Here is a 15,511-nt window from a genome sequence, read left to right as displayed (position 1 = left end):
CAATGTTGCACTATAAATTTATTAACCATTGCACATAACCAGCAGTGAGGCCTGAGCCGCAAGTTTGCGCTTCAGATGCTGCTAGAACGCCCCTCATATAAGTACCGTTCACTTACAAGGTCAGCACATGCAAAACAGCTCCGACGCCTCAAGCGCAAATCCGCATGCCATTTTGGTGGTTGAAGATGATGCCGTGGTCAGAACATTGACCCTAGAAGTGCTTGAAGCGTTCGGCTATCAAGTATTTGCCGCCGAGGATGGTGACAGCGCTTTAGGTATTTTGCGTAGCGAGCAGGCCTTGAGCCTGCTGATGACGGATATTGGCCTACCGGATATCAGCGGCATTGAGTTGGCGCAGCAGGCTAAGACACTGCGCCCAGACATTGCCGTACTACTGGCCAGCGGCTATGACGCCCAGCAGCATCAAGATCTGGCGAGTCATGGTGTCGTGGCAACCATTACCAAGCCATTCCAGCTTGATCAGTTGCGTAACACCTTGCAGGCAATACTGGCGTAATTCCTCGTACGGGCGAATCTATTGCAATGACAGTTCACCCATAAGCCCGGTCAATTAGGCTTGACCTAGATACTGGCTCAGGCACTGTTGGTCCAGTTTCATTGTGGATAACTACCTATGCCAAGTTTAAACCCAAGCCATGAGCAGCTTGCCGACTTTGTCCAGCGCATGCCCGACGATACGCCAATCCTGATGCTAAACCTGCTGCGCTTCAATGCGCAGGCTAAGTACCCCGAGGGCAGCAGTCAGACGCCTTGCACAGGTCAGCAAGCCTATGGGACCTACAGCAAGACGGCCTTGCAAAAGGTGCAGGGCGTTGGCGGCAGTGTTGAGTTGCTGGCCAATGCTCATGTCGCGCTGATTGCGCCTGACGATGAGCACTGGGATCAGGTGTTGTTGGTGCGTTACCCGTCGAAGCAAGCCTTCTTGAGCATGATCAGCGATCCGGAGTATCGAGCTGTTACCCAGCATCGCACAGCCGCTCTGGCTGACTCTCGTTTAATCGGCACAACCCCCGCCAAGCGTTAGTGTTTCTGCCCGCGATTTGCTGCTGTTAGCCTTCAAGTTTGCTGTTAAGTACTAACAATAGGGCGGCGGTTTCTGCATCCGCTTGGCCCGCATAATTGCTCGGCCGGTACTTCATCTGAAACGCGGCCAGTACTTTGCGGGTTTGTGTATCCAGTTGGCCGTTCTCGATGATCTCGTACCCCTGACGGGCCAGTTGGTGCTGAAACCACGCAATGTTTGGCAAGTTGGCAGCGAGCTGTACTTGCTTACGCGTGACCTCGCTGGCATCTGGCCAAGGCACCAAGCCTGCGTCAGCCAGCCGCTTCCACGGGAAGTACGGACCAGGATCTACCTTGCGCTGCGGTGCTACATCGCTGTGGCCGATGATGCTCCCAAGTGGCAGGTCGTGGCGTTTGACGATGTCTTTGAGCAAGCTGATCAAGGCTTGAATCTGATCTTCGCTGTAGGGTTGCCAAACCCGGCCGGCAGGGGTGTCTGTGTAGCCTTTGTTGACCAACTCGATGCCAATGGTGGTGCTGTTGAGCCAGGTGCGGCCTTTCCATGAACTAACACCTGCATGCCAGGCACGGCGGTTCTCATCGACCAGTTGGTAAATGGTCGCAGGCTCTGAATTAATCAAATAATGACTGCTGACATCTTTGGTTGTCAGCAGCTCCATCGAGCGCGAAAAGCTGGTGGAGGTGTAATGCAGCACAACATACTGAACACGGCTGCTTTGTCCGGTTGCTGTATGGCTTTTATCGATGCTTGGGCCGCTGGAGCAGCCGGCTAGTAAGGCCAACATCAGGGTAATACAGAATAATTTCATGGTTTGATTGGTAGCACGCTTTGCGGGTTGTTCGGCACAAGGTCGATAACTCCATGCATGTAATACCCATGCATCACGCCACCGTCCTGGGGCTAGTTTAGTCATCTTCGGCGCAACATTGTTTGTTGGGCGTTGATTTATTGAGTTCGAGCTGCGCGTATAAGTGCCTCAAGGCATGGTGCCTGCGCTCTGTTAGCCGGGGTATGGTCGTTGTAACAAGGGTGACAGTTAGCCCTGTTCGACTCGGTTACGGCCCTGATTTTTAGCACGATATAGGGCTTGGTCAGCGCGCTCGAAGACTTCATCGCTACGCTCGCCTTCGGCGAAGGCGCTGATGCCCGCCGACAGGGTGATTGTTACAGGCTCGCCTTTAAAGTGAAACGGACACATTTCGATAGCGTTGCGTAGGCTTTCGAGTAATTCCAAGCCGCCTTCGAGTGGTGTTGAAGGCAGCAGCAGGACGAATTCTTCGCCGCCAAAACGGGCCATAAAGTCAGTCGTACGCATGCGTTTGTGCAGTTCGTTGGCGATGATTTTAAGCACTTTATCGCCGGCCAGATGGCCATAAGCGTCGTTGATTCGCTTGAAGTGATCGATGTCGATAATCGCCAGCAGCAGGTGGCCGTTGTAACGCTGCCAGCGGGCCAACTCAATTTCCAGGCGCTCGCTCCATGCGGCGCGATTCGGCAGCCCTGTGAGCGGATCGATCAGGGCTTTTTGACGCTGCTCTTCAATGTGCTGACGGAAACCGGTCGCCTCTTGCTCCATGCTGGCAACGCGCTCAACCAGCGCCTGCAAACGCTGGGTGACTTGTTGCTCGCGCTCATCGCGCTGGGATTGATATTGCTCCATGGTGCCAAGCAAGCCACTGAGGCGGTTTTCAACCAGGCCTTTGAGATTATTGAGGTCGGTGGCTTCCTGCACGCTGACATTCAGACCGTCAACTTGTTCGCGTAGCTCGGTGTCCAGGGCGCGCTCAGAATTAACCGCTTCAACGTAGCCTTCATGCGTATCTTTAAGCGAGCCTTGGAAGTGAGCAAGGCGCTCGTTGAGCTGTTTTAGATAACCTTCAAACTCTCGCTGACCGACATCGGCGATCACGCGCATCAGCACGGCGAGATCATCGAGTACAGGGACCAGTTCATACATATTCAGGCCAGCGCGAATGCGCTTGCTGAGCGCTTCCGCTTGTACCTGGTGATGCTCTGGTAGCGGCAGTTCGGCGAGCAGGTCGAGGAGTGTTGCCTCAACGTGATCCGCAATGGCGCTGTACACCGGCTCATCTTGCTGCTGGGTATCAGGCTCGGTAGCCGGCGCTGCATTGCCTGCCGTTGGGGCCTGGGGCGCGAGTTCGTTAGGCACCTCTATTGTTTCAAGTGCGATGGCTGCATCCGCCTCGGCAACTATTGGCTCTTCAGCGGCATCATTCGCGGCGATGGCATCCGCGTAAACTTCGGCAACCTTCTCTGGGGTTGGCTGCACTTCACTCGTCGAGTCGGCCAGTTCAGTGGGCGACTCATCTGCAAACTGCTCGGTTTTGGCGGTGGTGTCCAGCGCGTAGTGGTCTTGGGCCTGCGCTTCACCTTCTGCCGATTGGGCAGGCTCGGGCTCGGTCTCAGTAATGACTTCAGCAGTGCTCGCTGGCGCTGGCAATGTTTGCGCGGCTGCGGCGTTGCTCTGCGCCAGTTCAACCGGCGCTGGCGGAGTGTCTGTGGCTAGATGACCCGGTGCGCTCGCTTGCTGGCTGCCAAACAAGCGCTGCAGAAAACCCGGACGATGGCCTTCCTTGTTCTCCAGTGCTGCCAGAGTTTGTTGTTGCAGCGTACTGAGCTCATTGAGGAGGCCGGGCAGCTCACTGGAGTGTTCGTATGAGCGCTCCAGTTTTTTGGCGAAGGCTTTTAGTGGCTTGGCCACTTCACGTGGAGGCTCGAGACGAAACAGTTGGTCGACCAGCGCGGTCAAGGCGGCGGTGACGCGATCGGCGCGCTGTTTACGCTGTTTTTCCGAGTCGAGCACCGTGCGTTCAAGGTGCGGAATAAGATTGGACAGGCCCGCGTCGATATCATTTTTGCGCAGCACGGCGCGTAGATCTTGCATGCATTGGTCGACGGCTTTATCCGCACCTTCGGCTGCGAGGCTGCTACGGACTAAGCCACGGCGCAGCAGATCGAGACGCATATCCCAGCGCCGCTCCAGCTTTTCCTGCTGTTCGAGGCCGGATAGATACTTGTCTTTCCAGTGCTCAGCATCAGTGCTCATTCAAGACTTCCGCGCAGATGATGTAGTTACCATAGGCGGCTTTGCGGCGTTTGGCATGTTCGGTAAGCCAATCTCAACGGCAACCGGTAAGTGATCAGAGATAGGTTGCGCCAGCACTTCCACGCGTCTGAGTTCAAGGGTTGGGCTGAGCAATATATGATCAAGGCAACGCTGCGGACGCCAGCTCGGAAACGTTGCCTCAACTTGCGGGGCCAATAAGCCCAGGTCGCGCAATGGCGAATTGAGCAGCAAGTCACTGGCATGGGTGTTCATGTCGCCCATTAATACGTGATGGCGATAGTCACTGAGTAGCTCGCGGATATACGCCAGTTGCCGCGAGCGCGTTCGAGCGCCCAGCGACAGGTGCATCATCACCACTGCGACCGCATCATCGCCTTCGCCGATACGCAGCAATATTGCGCCACGACCGGGTGGGCCAGGCAGCGGGTGGTCTTCGATTAACGTCGGACGAATACGGCTCAACAAGCCATTGCTGTGTTGGGCAAAGCGGCCAAGATTGCGATTGAGCTGTTGATACCAGAACGGAAAGGCGCCGAGGTTGGCGAGGTGTTCAACCTGATTGATGTTGCCAGAGCGCAAGCTGCCGCCGTCGGCTTCTTGCAAGGCCACCACATCGTAATCGGCCAATAGCGCACCGATGCGTTGCAGGTTGAGTGAGCGCCCGGCATGGGGCAATAGATGCTGCCAGCCGCGGGTGAGGTAATGGTGGTAACGTTCGGTGCTGATACCGACTTGAATATTAAAGCTGAGCAGGCGCAAACAGTCGTTTTCAGGCCGTTCGGGTACCGGCTCACAGGTCAAGTTAACTTGCGGGTCACACAAGTTAACTTGCCGTGTTTTCTGCCAGCGGCGCAGCATGCTAACGCCTCAGGGCGGGCGCGCTTACTGCGCAGCCCGCTCCTTGGCAATGAGTTGATCAGCCACGTCCAGCGCTTGCTGTGGGCCACCCGAGCTGCTGATGTCGAAACGGTATTTACCGTTAACAATCAGGGTCGGTACTCCGCTGATCTGGTAGGCCATGGCCAGTTTCTTATCCTTTTCCATCTGGCTCTTCACGCCGAAGGAGTTGTAGGTTTTAAGAAACTCTTCACGGTCAACACCTTGGCTGGCCAAGAAGTCAGCCATCTCTTCTGGAGTAGCCAGTTTCTTGCCTTGATTGTGGATTGCATCGAACACTGCCGAGTGCACATCGTGCTCTACGCCCATGCTTTCAAGGGTAATAAACAGTTGGCCGTGAACATTCCAAACGCCGCCGAACATGGCTGGAACGCGAACGAAGTTGACGTCATCCGGCAGTTGCTTGATCCACGGGTTGATAGTCGATTCAAACTGGTAGCAATGTGGGCAGCCGTACCAAAACAGCTCAACCACTTCGATTTTGCCTGGTTTGGACACAGGGACTGGCGTCGACAGTTCGACATACTGTTTGCCCGCTTCAATTGGCTCGGCGTGTGCAGAAACACCAAACAGGCTTGCAGTGACTAGGGCGGCGCTAAGAATCAGGTTACGCATGCAGAACTCCTTGAACAAATAAGCGATGTCTGGCGGCAGATCGCAGGACGGTCAATTCGACCGGCAGTCTTTTGCGAGGTTCCAGCCATTGTAGCGGCGTAACAAATGGAAAAGGGTGGCCATTGCCACCCTTTTTTAACACTTCATTTCATCAGCGTGCACAACTCAGTGCAGGCCTTGGACATAGCTCGAAATGGCAGCGATATCCTTGTTGCTCAACTTGGCAGCGATTGAGCGCATGATCATTGCGTCGCCATCGTTGGTGCGGTTGCCCTCACGGAAGTCTGTCAGCTGTTTGGCAACATAGGTCGCATGCTGGCCGCTCAGGTGTGGGAAACCTGCCGCAGCGATACCGGCGCCGTTCGGTGAGTGGCAACCGGTACAGGCAGGCATGCCATCTTCCAGTTTGCCGCCGCGGAACAGTGCTTCGCCGCGCTTAACCAGTTCAGGGTCGGCTGCGCCAATGGTCATCTTCTGGCTGGAGAAGTAAGCCGCGATATCAGCTATATCTTCCTCAGAAAGGTTATCCAGAATACCGGTCATTTCGACAACGGTACGGTCACCATTCTTGATGTCGTGGATCTGCTTGAGCAAATAGCGCTCGCCTTGACCCGCCAGTTTAGGAAAGTTTGGGGCCGGGCTATTGCCGTCAGGACCATGACAGGCGCCGCAAACAGCGGCTTTGCTTTGACCAGCAGTAGCGTCGCCAGCGGCATGCGCCACACCAGTGATACCAAGGGTCAACAGCAGACTCACGAGTACTTTGTTCATCAGCTAATCCAATAACGGCTAAGAGAGAAAGAGTAGTAGACCGAGTTTATTCGGTCATCAATTTGATGACCGCTTTGTAATCCTCGGCCGTGCAATCCATGCACAAACCGCGTGGCGGCATGGCATTCAGACCATTGGTGACGCTCGCAACCAGAGCATCAGTACCTTTGGCCAAACGCGGCTCCCACGCAGCCTTGTCGCCTTTTTTAGGCGCCATAGGCAGTTGACCGTTATGACAAGCGGAGCACGCTTTCGCGTAAACAGCTTCAGGGTCTTGGGCAGCCTGGGTGTTCAATGACAGTGTCAGTACACCTGCAGCTAGCAACATTTTTTTCACGAGATCAACCTCATCAGCGAGGGGACGTCCTGCATTCTATGCGCAGATAATCTTATTGTTCCCCGTGAACACTTGTCTAAGTTAAGGACAAAGCGCACACAAAATCTGCGGCATTATATACTGGCAGGACTGAAACGGAAACGACGCGACTTGCCCGATGTGGTTATCACAGGCAGGATGCGCGCAAATGTCGCAAGGGCCACACCCTTTAGTGGCGCAAAATATGCGCTGCACTCGCCCAAGCTCTTACCGGATATCTCATGCAACCCAAGAACCCAATCATCGGCCTGTGCCAAAAAGCTACTTTTCAGATCAGCGCCGCAAAAGTTGATCAATGCCCGTCTGACCACGGCCATGAGGTGGCTTTCGCAGGGCGTTCAAACGCCGGCAAATCGAGCGCGCTGAACACCATCACTCACGCAAGTCTGGCGCGCACCTCGAAAACGCCAGGGCGTACACAGTTGCTGAACTTCTTTCGTTTGGATGATGAGCGTCGCTTGGTTGACTTACCAGGTTATGGCTACGCCAAGGTGCCTATTCCGCTGAAGCTGCACTGGCAAAAGCACTTGGAAGCGTATCTGGGCAGCCGTGAAAGCCTGCGCGGGCTGATTTTGATGATGGATATTCGCCATCCGCTTACCGAGTTCGACCAATTACTGCTCGACTGGTCGAAAGCCAGCGGCATGCCGCTGCATATTTTGCTGACCAAAGCCGACAAGTTGACCTTTGGTGCCGCCAAGAATGCACTGCTTAAAGTTCAGCAGGAAATTCACAAGCGTTGGGGAACACAGGTCACCATCCAGCTGTTTTCTGCGCCCAAGCGCTTAGGCGTCGAAGATGCGCAAGCCGTTCTGGCTGAATGGTTGATGCTCAATGAGCCTGAGCCTGAGCCTGAGGACGAAGAGCCGTCGCAGGACGAAGTCGAAGATTAATGCGCTTTTGATGCGGGCTAGTTATTGCCCGCATGATTTGCTCCAGTCCAGTCCAGTCCAGTCCAGTCGTGACGCGGCTTGCGGGGAGATATGGCGCGCGCCCGAACTTTTCTTCAGGCAAAAAAAACTCCGAGCTTCATATGGGGAGGGAGAAGTTCGGAGTTTAAGGGTCTGAACCGCTAGGGCGGGGTTCAGATGTCTGCCAACACTTAACACAACAAAGGAGCATGAATGGCTTTGCGGGCCATTCATAAACTCTGACTGGTTGCTGGAAAAGAAAGTTCAGCCATTTTAAAAAATCTTTTAGTCATAAGCCTGTGCTTTTAATAACTTTGTGATCTGTAACACGGACACCCTTTGGCGTCCGTGTTCAAGCCCTTGTTTTTAGTGGGCTTCATCCCAGTTATTGCCCACGCCAACCTCAACCAGTAATGGCACATCCAGCGTGGCCGCGCCGCTCATTTGCAGTTTTATTTGTTCACGAACCTCATCAACCTGATCTTCGCGAACCTCAAGGACCAATTCATCGTGAACTTGCAGAATAACTCTGGCATCGAGCTGTGATTGCGCCAGCCAGCTATCCACCGCAATCATTGCACGCTTGATGATATCGGCTGCGGTGCCTTGCATTGGGGCATTAATGGCCGTGCGTTCTGCACCTTTACGCAATGCTGGGTTTTTCGCGTTGATCTCCGGCAAATACAGGCGTCGACCGAAGATGGTCTCAACGAAGCCCTGTTCGGCAGCCTTTTCGCGGGTGCTTTCCATATAGGCCAGCACGCCCGGATAGCGCGCGAAATAGCGGTCGATATAGGCTTGCGACTGTTTGCGGTCGACACCAATTTGCTTGGCTAAACCAAAGGCGCTCATGCCGTAGATCAGGCCGAAGTTGATCGCCTTGGCGCTGCGCCGCTGGTCGTTGCTGACATCTTCAAGTTCAACGCCAAAGACTTCGGCAGCGGTTGCTTTATGCACATCCAGGTCGTGGCGGAATGCATCGAGCAGGCCTGCGTCCTGGGCCAGGTGCGCCATGATGCGCAGTTCAATTTGCGAGTAGTCGGCCGCCAGCAGTTTGTAGCCTTTCGGGGCGACAAAGGCTTGGCGAATGCGCCGGCCTTCGGCGCTTCGAATTGGGATGTTCTGTAGGTTTGGGTCACTTGAAGACAAACGCCCAGTGGCAGCGACGGCTTGATGGTAGCTGGTGTGAATCCGGCCAGTGCGCGGGTTGATCTGCTCGGGCAGGCGGTCAGTGTAGGTGCTCTTGAGCTTGCTCAGTGTGCGGTACTGCATCAGCACTTTGGGCAACTCGAATTCTTGTTCAGCCAGCTCGGCGAGCACGGCTTCGGCGGTGGATGGCTGACCCTTGGCGGTTTTACTGATGATCGGCAGGCCGAGTTTTTCGTAAAGAATCACCCCGAGTTGCTTGGGCGATGCCAGGTTGAACTCTTCACCGGCAATGTCGAAGGCTTGTCGCTCAAGCGCTACCAGTTTTTCACCCAGTTCGCGGCTATGTTCGCCAAGTAGCTTGGCATCGACCAATGCGCCTTGGCGTTCAATGCGCGCCAGGACAGGCACCAGTGGGATTTCAATATCACTGAGCACAGCCATCAAACTCGGTGTTGCTGAGAGTTTCTCCCACAGGGTTTGATGCAGGCGCAGTGTTATATCTGCATCTTCAGCGGCGTAAGGGCCTGCTTGCTCGAGGGAGATCTGGTCGAATGTCAGTTGCTTGGCACCTTTGCCGGCAATATCTTCAAAGCGGATCGTGCTGTGGCCAAGGTACTTCAGCGCGAGGCTGTCCATATCATGGCGCGTTGCAGTCGAGTCATAGACATAGGACTCAAGCATGGTGTCGAACTTGACGCCCTGCACATGAATGGGTGTTGAGGCATTGGCCAGTACATTGATGTCGTACTTGGCGTTCTGCCCAACTTTGGCTTTGTTCGGGTCTTCCAGGATTGGCTTCAGTGCTTTGAGCACTGCATCGCGGTCAAGCTGCGTGGGGACACCCATGTAGGAGTGGGCCAGCGGCACGTACGCGGCTTCGCCTGCGCTAACGGCAAATGACACGCCGACTAGCTGAGCCTGCTGGGCATCAATGCTGGTGGTTTCAGTATCAAAGGCGATGAGCTCGGCTTTATTGAGCTTCTTTAGCCAGGCGTCGAATTCAGCTTGCTCAAGGACGGTTTGATACGCTTCAACGGCGGGTTTTTCTTCGCTGGCAGCCGCTGTCGACTCAGCTGCATCTGCGGGCAGTGCAAACAAGTCACCTGCTGGCGCTGCGGCAACTTTGGCGGCCACTGCTTTGTGTTTGCGCTGCAGTTCATCGCGCCAGGTTTTAAATTCAAGCTCTTCATAAAGCTCAAGCAACTGCTCTACATCGGCGGTTCCCGGGTGCAGCGCTTCAATTTCAACATTGAGTTCAACGTCGAGTTTGATGGTTGCCAGTTGATAAGACAGGTACGCCATGTCGCGGTGTTCTTCAAGCTTGGCGGGTAAACCTTTGGCCCCGCGAATAGGCAGGTCAGGGATTTTGTCGAGATTGGCGTAGATCACGTCCAGGCCGCCACCCACACCGACCAGCAGGCCCAGGGCGGTTTTTTCACCGACACCTGGAACGCCCGGAATGTTGTCGACCTTGTCGCCCATCAGCGCGAGGTAGTCGATGATCAACTCAGGACCGACTCCAAACTTCTCTTTTACGCCTTCTATGTCGTAGACGCTTCCGGTCATGGTGTTGACCAAGGTAACGTGCTTGCAGACCAGTTGGGCCATGTCCTTGTCGCCGGTGGAGATCACCACATCGCGGCCTTCGCCAGCTGCTTTGCGGGCCAGTGTGCCGATGACATCGTCGGCCTCGACCCCTTCAACGCAGAGCAGCGGCAAGCCCTGAGCGCGGACGCTGGCATGCAGCGGTTCGATCTGCACGCGTAACTCATCAGGCATGGAAGGGCGGTTAGCCTTGTAGTCGGCATACATGTCATCGCGGAATGTGCCGCCTTTTGCATCGAAAACCACGGCGAAAGGGCTGTCCGGATATTGCTTGCGCAAGCTCTTGAGCATGTTCAACACGCCTTTGACCGCGCCAGTAGGCAGACCTTTTGAGGTGGTCAGAGGTGGCAAAGCATGAAAGGCGCGGTACAGGTACGAGGAACCGTCGACCAGAACCAGAGGGGTTTGACTCATGTGCAGGTTTAACCTTTTGACGGGGGCAGTCTTAATGAATTCAGCGCGTAAACAGGTTAGCCGAATTGTTCGGCCTTTTTCTAAGGAACCTTTGAAAAACGACTGCGCTCGCGAGCTTTTTCAAAAGCACCCTAAAACGAACGAACTTCAATTAACCCTATAGACCGACTAACCACTAGAATGACTGCATCGTTGACAACAAAAGGACAAGGTTACCATGCGCACACTCAACTGCCTGTTATTGGCTGGTTTGCTTGGCTTTAGCGCAACAGCGGCGCGTGCCGAAGATCCGGTTAGTGCTGATCCTGATGTAACCATCCGCCAAGAAGGCGACCGCACCGTGCAGGAATACCGGGTAAACGGCTTTCTTTACGCGATCAAAGTCATTCCGAAGAACGGCAAGCCCTACTTTTTGGTGCGTTCTGACGGCAGCGACGGCAATTTCATCCGTTCCGATGACCCTGACATGCTGATTCCTGCGTGGGAAATTTTCAGCTGGTAATCGAGCAACACAGATAACGCTTTAGGCGCAAAGGCAGTTTTGACATGTCCGTGTTTACCCCTCTGGAACGTCCAGAGTTAGAAGTATTTCTCGCTCCCTATGGTTTAGGTCGCCTGCGCGACTTCCAAGGAATCGCCGCGGGCAGCGAGAACAGCAATTTTTTTATCAGCCTGGAGCAAGGCGAGTACGTCCTGACCCTGATTGAGCGCGGGCCAAGTGCTGACTTGCCGTTCTTTATCGAGTTGCTTGATGTGCTCCATGACGCGGGCTTGCCTGTGCCCTATGCGCTACGCACAACCGAGGGTGAGGCGTTGCGTAGCTTGGCCGATAAGCCCGCGTTGCTCCAACCGCGCTTGAATGGCAAGCATGTCAGTGAGGCTAATGCCCATCACTGTCAGGAAGTTGGTGAACTGCTGGCGCGTATTCACTTGGCAACACGGGAGCAGCCGATCGCTCGAAAAAGTGATCGGGGGCTTGATTGGATGCTGCAGCAAGGGCCGCATTTGGCCGAACACTTGCCGGCGGAATCAGCCATTCTGCTGAACGCCGTACTGGCTGAAATAACCCAGTTCAAAGCGCAGATTCAAGCGCTGCCGCAGGCCAACCTGCATGCCGACCTGTTCCGTGACAATGTGTTGTTTGACGGCCCGCACTTGGCGGGGGTGATCGACTTTTACAACGCTTGCTCAGGGCCAATGCTTTATGACCTAGCGATTACCCTCAATGATTGGTGCTCAGAGCCAGACGGCCAGCTGAATTTGCAACGCGCCCGTGCCTTGCTGGGTGCCTACGCCGCGTTGCGCCCGTTCACTGCTGGTGAAGCTGAGCTTTGGCCGGTCATGCTGCGGGTGGCCTGTGTGCGGTTCTGGCTGTCGCGATTAATCGCCGCAGAGTCATTCGCCGGTCAAGAAGTGCTGATCCATGACCCCGATGAATTTCGTCAGCGCCTGAGTCATCGCCAGCACGTGGACTTGCACCTGCCTTTTGCGCTGTAACGCTTTAGTTGATGGCTTGCCTGCGTTTAGCCGCAGGCAAGCAAGTCGGTTATTCTGCTGACGGTAAATTGCCAAGGCACTGGGTCAGCTCGTTGGCCAGGTTGTCCATCAACGTCTCATAGCCTGTTGCATTAGCCTCAAGCTCTGCGCCCATGGGGTCGAGTACCGCCAGATTGACTGGCAAGCCTGCGGTTAGTGTTTTCGCCAGGCGCGGTACAAAGGGTGGCTCACTGAACACGCAGGAGGGCCCTGCTTCCTGCAAGCGCTCACGCATCGCATCGACATGCTTGGCACCGGGTTGCACCTCACCTAAAACGCTAAATACCCCGGCATGTTCAAGGCCGTAGGCATGTTCGAAGTAGTTATAGGCTTCGTGGAAGACGAAATAGGGTTTGCCTTCAACCGCGACCACCTGCGTTTTAAGGCGTGCATCAAGGGCCTTTAGGCGCTCGCTGAAAGCGGCCAGATTGGCTTGATAACGCGCCGCGTTGCTTGGGTCGGCGGCGCTTAAGTCAGCAGCCATACGTGCTGCAATCACTTGAGCATTGACTGGGTTCAGCCATAAGTGCACATCAAGGCTGCCTGGCTGGTGGTCATGATCGTGCTCGTCAGCGTCGTGCCCATGCCCCTCGTGCTCATCACCGTCATGCTCCTCGCCGAAATGCTGCAACTTCAGCCCAGGCAGGGTTTGCACTGCAACACTGGGTTGCTTGCGTTGGGCTATTACCCGTGGCAGAAAGTTTTCCAACTCAGGGCCAACCCAATACATCAGTTGGGCATCGCTCACCCGGCGGATATCCGATGGGCGTAGCGCGTAATGGTGCGGCGAGGCACCAGGCGGTAGAAGTACCTCAGGCTTGCCAACGCCATCCTGAACGGCTGCTGCAATCAATTGCAGAGGCTTGATGCTGGTCAGTACCTGTACTTGCGCTCGGGCAGCAGTGCTGCACAGCAAGGTGGTTAGCAATAAACACGCGATGGAGTAGACACGCAACACGATAAATACTCGATAAGCACAAAAGAGGTTATATAATAACGTCTCTTAATCAAAACGTCGCTGCCCATGACTCAGACCCCGATTGCATCTCGCCCCCACGACCATTCGCACTGCGTCAGCCATGCTTTGGCTGAAGCAGAAAATATTTGCTTACGCCAAGGTACGCGCCTGACTGCGCTGCGAAAGCGCGTGCTTGAGTTGGTCTGGCAGAGCCATAAACCGCTCGGTGCTTACGATATCCTCGGTGTGCTGAGTGAAGAAGATGGACGCCGTGCAGCCCCGCCAACGGTCTATCGAGCGCTGGATTTCCTGTTGGAAAACGGCTTGGTGCACCGCATTGCCTCGCTCAATGCTTTTGTCGGTTGTAATCAGCCCGAGCACGCGCATCAGGGCCAGTTTCTAATTTGCCGTGATTGTCATATCGCGGTAGAGGTTGAGCATGAGAAAATCAGCCAAGCCATCGTTTTGAGTGCCAAGAGTATTGGCTTTACGGTCGAGAGCCAGACCGTCGAAGTAGTGGGTTTGTGCGCTGCCTGCCAGGAGCCCGCATGAGTGACACGCTGATACGGCTAGAAGATGTCGGCGTCCACTTTTCAGGCCAGGCGGTTCTTGAAAATGTGCAACTGAGCGTCAACCCTGGCGAAATCGTGACCTTGATCGGCCCTAACGGTGCTGGCAAGACTACGCTGGTGCGCGCCGTGCTTGGGCTATTGAAAATCGACACCGGTAATGTCTGGCGTAAGCCCAAGCTACGCGTCGGCTACATGCCGCAAAAGCTCCATGTCGACGCCACCTTACCCCTTACTGTGCTGAGGTTTTTGCGTCTGGTGCCGGGTGTGGATCGCAGCAAAGCCTTGGCTGCCTTGGCTGAAGTTGGCGCTGAGCAAGTTATCGACAGCCCCTTGCAGACCGTTTCCGGTGGCGAGTTGCAGCGGGTTTTGCTGGCGCGGGCGCTGTTGCGTGAGCCTGAATTGCTGGTGCTTGATGAGCCTGTGCAAGGTGTTGATGTGGCAGGTCAGGCCGAGCTTTACCGGTTAATCACTCGTTTGCGTGACCGCCATCATTGCGGCGTGCTGATGGTGTCCCATGATTTGCACTTGGTGATGAGCACCACCGATAAAGTGGTTTGCTTGAATCGTCACGTATGCTGTTCGGGGCATCCGGAACAAGTCAGTGGCGATCCAGCATTTGTCGAGCTTTTTGGCCAAGATGCCAAGAGTCTCGCGGTCTATCACCATCATCACGACCACGCTCATGATCTTCACGGCGGCGTTGTAACCCCTCATGTACATGGCCCCGATTGCGGGCACGCGCCGGGGAGCGTGGAACAATAATGGCTGACTTTTTAATTAATGCGCTAATCGCTGGTTTGGCATTGGCGTTGGTGGCGGGGCCGCTGGGTTCGTTCGTGGTCTGGCGACGCATGGCTTATTTCGGCGATACCTTGTCGCACGCGGCGTTACTCGGTGTAGCGCTGGGCTTGATGCTGGATGTCAGTCCAATGCTTGCAGTCACTGTCGGCTGCGTATTAATAGCGGCGCTACTGGTGACTTTGCAAACCCGCCAGCCGCTGGCTTCCGACACGCTGCTGGGGATTCTTGCCCATAGCACCTTGTCCCTTGGGCTGGTGGTTTTGAGCTTTATGCATGACGTGCGCATCGATTTGATGGGCTATTTGTTCGGCGACTTGCTGGCTGTCGGCCCGACTGATCTTGCCTGGATTCTTGGTGGCAGCGCATTGGTACTGGTGCTGTTGGCCATACTCTGGCGACCTTTACTGGCAATTACTGTGCATGAGGAACTGGCCAAGGTTGAAGGCTTGCCCGTGGCAGCGATTCGCCTGAGTTTGATGCTCTTGATTGCAGTGGTGATTGCCGTGGCGATGAAAATCGTCGGGGTCTTATTGATCACCTCATTGCTGATTATTCCCGCTGCTGCGGCTCAACGCCATGCTCGAACGCCTGAGCAAATGGCATTCGGCGCGAGTCTTTTGGGGATTGTGGCGGTGTGTTGTGGCTTGAGCCTTTCATGGTTTGAGGACACACCGGCCGGCCCTTCAATTGTGGTATCTGCCGCCAGTTTATTTTTGCTTAGCTTTGCCTTGCCTAAGCGTCATGCTTGAGGTGCTTTGGGCGGCAGATTCGTG

16 protein-coding genes are annotated in these 15,511 nt (G+C 55.1%); 8 read left to right on the top strand and 8 right to left on the bottom strand.

Annotated elements, in window-relative coordinates; translation table 11 throughout:
- Positions 1-127 precede the first annotated feature (127 nt).
- Together ACIGCM_RS16515 and ACIGCM_RS16510 are read left to right on the top strand one after the other, a co-directional pair.
- Positions 128-517: a response regulator gene (locus ACIGCM_RS16515; RefSeq protein ID WP_397503155.1), complete on the top strand. Its 390-nt coding sequence runs from the start codon at positions 128-130 to the stop codon at positions 515-517.
- 117 nt (positions 518-634) lie between these two features.
- Complete coding sequence (locus tag ACIGCM_RS16510) at positions 635-1,045, top strand: DUF1330 domain-containing protein (RefSeq protein WP_397503154.1); 411 nt, start codon at positions 635-637, stop codon at positions 1,043-1,045.
- Between the two features lie 25 nt (positions 1,046-1,070).
- On the opposite strand, the gene ACIGCM_RS16505 is transcribed toward ACIGCM_RS16510, so the two are convergent.
- From ACIGCM_RS16505 to ACIGCM_RS16480, 6 genes are all read right to left on the bottom strand, one after another.
- Entirely contained in the window at positions 1,071-1,853 is a 783-nt protein-coding gene (locus ACIGCM_RS16505; protein ID WP_397503324.1) for an N-acetylmuramoyl-L-alanine amidase, read from the bottom strand.
- 228 nt (positions 1,854-2,081) lie between these two features.
- Positions 2,082-4,112, bottom strand: a complete 2,031-nt coding sequence (locus ACIGCM_RS16500; RefSeq protein WP_397503153.1) for a diguanylate cyclase — start codon at positions 4,110-4,112, stop codon at positions 2,082-2,084.
- On the bottom strand, positions 4,113-4,991 hold the full coding sequence (locus tag ACIGCM_RS16495; protein WP_397503152.1) for an endonuclease/exonuclease/phosphatase family protein: 879 nt from the start codon (positions 4,989-4,991) through the stop codon (positions 4,113-4,115). It lies immediately after the preceding gene.
- Positions 4,992-5,015: 24 nt separating this feature from the next.
- Positions 5,016-5,645 (bottom strand): thiol:disulfide interchange protein DsbA/DsbL, encoded by a 630-nt coding sequence (locus tag ACIGCM_RS16490; RefSeq protein ID WP_397503151.1) that lies wholly within the window; start codon positions 5,643-5,645, stop codon positions 5,016-5,018.
- 165 nt (positions 5,646-5,810) lie between these two features.
- Positions 5,811-6,416, bottom strand: coding sequence for a c-type cytochrome (locus ACIGCM_RS16485; RefSeq protein ID WP_397503150.1), 606 nt, complete (start codon positions 6,414-6,416; stop codon positions 5,811-5,813).
- Between the two features lie 46 nt (positions 6,417-6,462).
- Positions 6,463-6,753, bottom strand: coding sequence for a c-type cytochrome (locus ACIGCM_RS16480; protein ID WP_397503149.1), 291 nt, complete (start codon positions 6,751-6,753; stop codon positions 6,463-6,465).
- Positions 6,754-7,013: 260 nt separating this feature from the next.
- On the opposite strand from ACIGCM_RS16480, the gene yihA reads away from it, so the two are divergent.
- Positions 7,014-7,685, top strand: coding sequence for a ribosome biogenesis GTP-binding protein YihA/YsxC (gene yihA / locus ACIGCM_RS16475; RefSeq protein ID WP_397503148.1), 672 nt, complete (start codon positions 7,014-7,016; stop codon positions 7,683-7,685).
- A 384-nt stretch (positions 7,686-8,069) separates the two neighbouring features.
- On the opposite strand, the gene polA is transcribed toward yihA, so the two are convergent.
- Positions 8,070-10,871, bottom strand: a complete 2,802-nt coding sequence (gene polA / locus ACIGCM_RS16470; protein WP_397503147.1) for a DNA polymerase I — start codon at positions 10,869-10,871, stop codon at positions 8,070-8,072.
- Between the two features lie 217 nt (positions 10,872-11,088).
- On the opposite strand from polA, the gene ACIGCM_RS16465 reads away from it, so the two are divergent.
- Both ACIGCM_RS16465 and ACIGCM_RS16460 read left to right on the top strand, forming a co-directional pair.
- Positions 11,089-11,373: a DUF2782 domain-containing protein gene (locus ACIGCM_RS16465; protein WP_339489237.1), complete on the top strand. Its 285-nt coding sequence runs from the start codon at positions 11,089-11,091 to the stop codon at positions 11,371-11,373.
- A gap of 44 nt (positions 11,374-11,417) precedes the next feature.
- Entirely contained in the window at positions 11,418-12,368 is a 951-nt protein-coding gene (locus tag ACIGCM_RS16460) for a homoserine kinase (RefSeq protein ID WP_397503146.1), read from the top strand.
- 49 nt (positions 12,369-12,417) lie between these two features.
- Here the strand turns inward: ACIGCM_RS16460 and znuA are convergent, their stop codons facing one another.
- Positions 12,418-13,365 carry a zinc ABC transporter substrate-binding protein ZnuA gene (znuA, locus tag ACIGCM_RS16455; RefSeq protein ID WP_397503145.1) on the bottom strand — a complete coding sequence of 316 codons (948 nt, stop codon included), beginning with the start codon at positions 13,363-13,365 and terminating at the stop codon, positions 12,418-12,420.
- Between the two features lie 66 nt (positions 13,366-13,431).
- Here znuA and ACIGCM_RS16450 point away from each other — a divergent pair, with 66 nt between their 5' ends.
- Genes ACIGCM_RS16450 through znuB form a run of 3 tightly spaced genes read left to right on the top strand, consistent with a single transcriptional unit; the run spans position 13,432 to position 15,487 of the window.
- Positions 13,432-13,917 (top strand): Fur family transcriptional regulator, encoded by a 486-nt coding sequence (locus ACIGCM_RS16450; RefSeq protein ID WP_397503144.1) that lies wholly within the window; start codon positions 13,432-13,434, stop codon positions 13,915-13,917.
- Positions 13,914-14,699 (top strand): zinc ABC transporter ATP-binding protein ZnuC, encoded by a 786-nt coding sequence (znuC, locus tag ACIGCM_RS16445; RefSeq protein ID WP_397503143.1) that lies wholly within the window; start codon positions 13,914-13,916, stop codon positions 14,697-14,699. Before ACIGCM_RS16450 ends, znuC begins: the two co-directional genes overlap by 4 nt.
- A complete protein-coding gene (znuB, locus tag ACIGCM_RS16440; RefSeq protein ID WP_397503142.1) occupies positions 14,699-15,487 on the top strand; it encodes a zinc ABC transporter permease subunit ZnuB in 789 nt (262 codons plus the stop codon). The genes znuC and znuB overlap by 1 nt, the downstream gene beginning before the upstream one ends.
- Positions 15,488-15,511 lie beyond the last annotated feature (24 nt).

The organism is Pseudomonas sp. NPDC078700, assembly GCF_044542375.1.
GTDB lineage: Bacteria > Pseudomonadota > Gammaproteobacteria > Pseudomonadales > Pseudomonadaceae > Aquipseudomonas.
This window is presented reverse-complemented; position numbering and strand designations above follow the sequence as displayed.

Excerpts from the sequence above, each read along its gene's own strand:
- ACIGCM_RS16515 (WP_397503155.1), top strand. The coding sequence starts at position 128 with ATGCAAAACAGCTCCGACGCCTCAAGCGCAAATCCGCATGCCATTTTG.
- ACIGCM_RS16510 (WP_397503154.1), top strand. The coding sequence starts at position 635 with ATGCCAAGTTTAAACCCAAGCCATGAGCAGCTTGCCGACTTTGTCCAG.
- ACIGCM_RS16505 (WP_397503324.1), bottom strand. The coding sequence starts at position 1,853 with ATGAAATTATTCTGTATTACCCTGATGTTGGCCTTACTAGCCGGCTGC.
- ACIGCM_RS16500 (WP_397503153.1), bottom strand. The coding sequence starts at position 4,112 with ATGAGCACTGATGCTGAGCACTGGAAAGACAAGTATCTATCCGGCCTC.
- ACIGCM_RS16495 (WP_397503152.1), bottom strand. The coding sequence starts at position 4,991 with ATGCTGCGCCGCTGGCAGAAAACACGGCAAGTTAACTTGTGTGACCCG.
- ACIGCM_RS16490 (WP_397503151.1), bottom strand. The coding sequence starts at position 5,645 with ATGCGTAACCTGATTCTTAGCGCCGCCCTAGTCACTGCAAGCCTGTTT.
- ACIGCM_RS16485 (WP_397503150.1), bottom strand. The coding sequence starts at position 6,416 with ATGAACAAAGTACTCGTGAGTCTGCTGTTGACCCTTGGTATCACTGGT.
- yihA (WP_397503148.1), top strand. The coding sequence starts at position 7,014 with ATGCAACCCAAGAACCCAATCATCGGCCTGTGCCAAAAAGCTACTTTT.
- polA (WP_397503147.1), bottom strand. The coding sequence starts at position 10,871 with ATGAGTCAAACCCCTCTGGTTCTGGTCGACGGTTCCTCGTACCTGTAC.
- ACIGCM_RS16465 (WP_339489237.1), top strand. The coding sequence starts at position 11,089 with ATGCGCACACTCAACTGCCTGTTATTGGCTGGTTTGCTTGGCTTTAGC.
- ACIGCM_RS16460 (WP_397503146.1), top strand. The coding sequence starts at position 11,418 with ATGTCCGTGTTTACCCCTCTGGAACGTCCAGAGTTAGAAGTATTTCTC.
- ACIGCM_RS16450 (WP_397503144.1), top strand. The coding sequence starts at position 13,432 with ATGACTCAGACCCCGATTGCATCTCGCCCCCACGACCATTCGCACTGC.
- znuC (WP_397503143.1), top strand. The coding sequence starts at position 13,914 with ATGAGTGACACGCTGATACGGCTAGAAGATGTCGGCGTCCACTTTTCA.
- znuB (WP_397503142.1), top strand. The coding sequence starts at position 14,699 with ATGGCTGACTTTTTAATTAATGCGCTAATCGCTGGTTTGGCATTGGCG.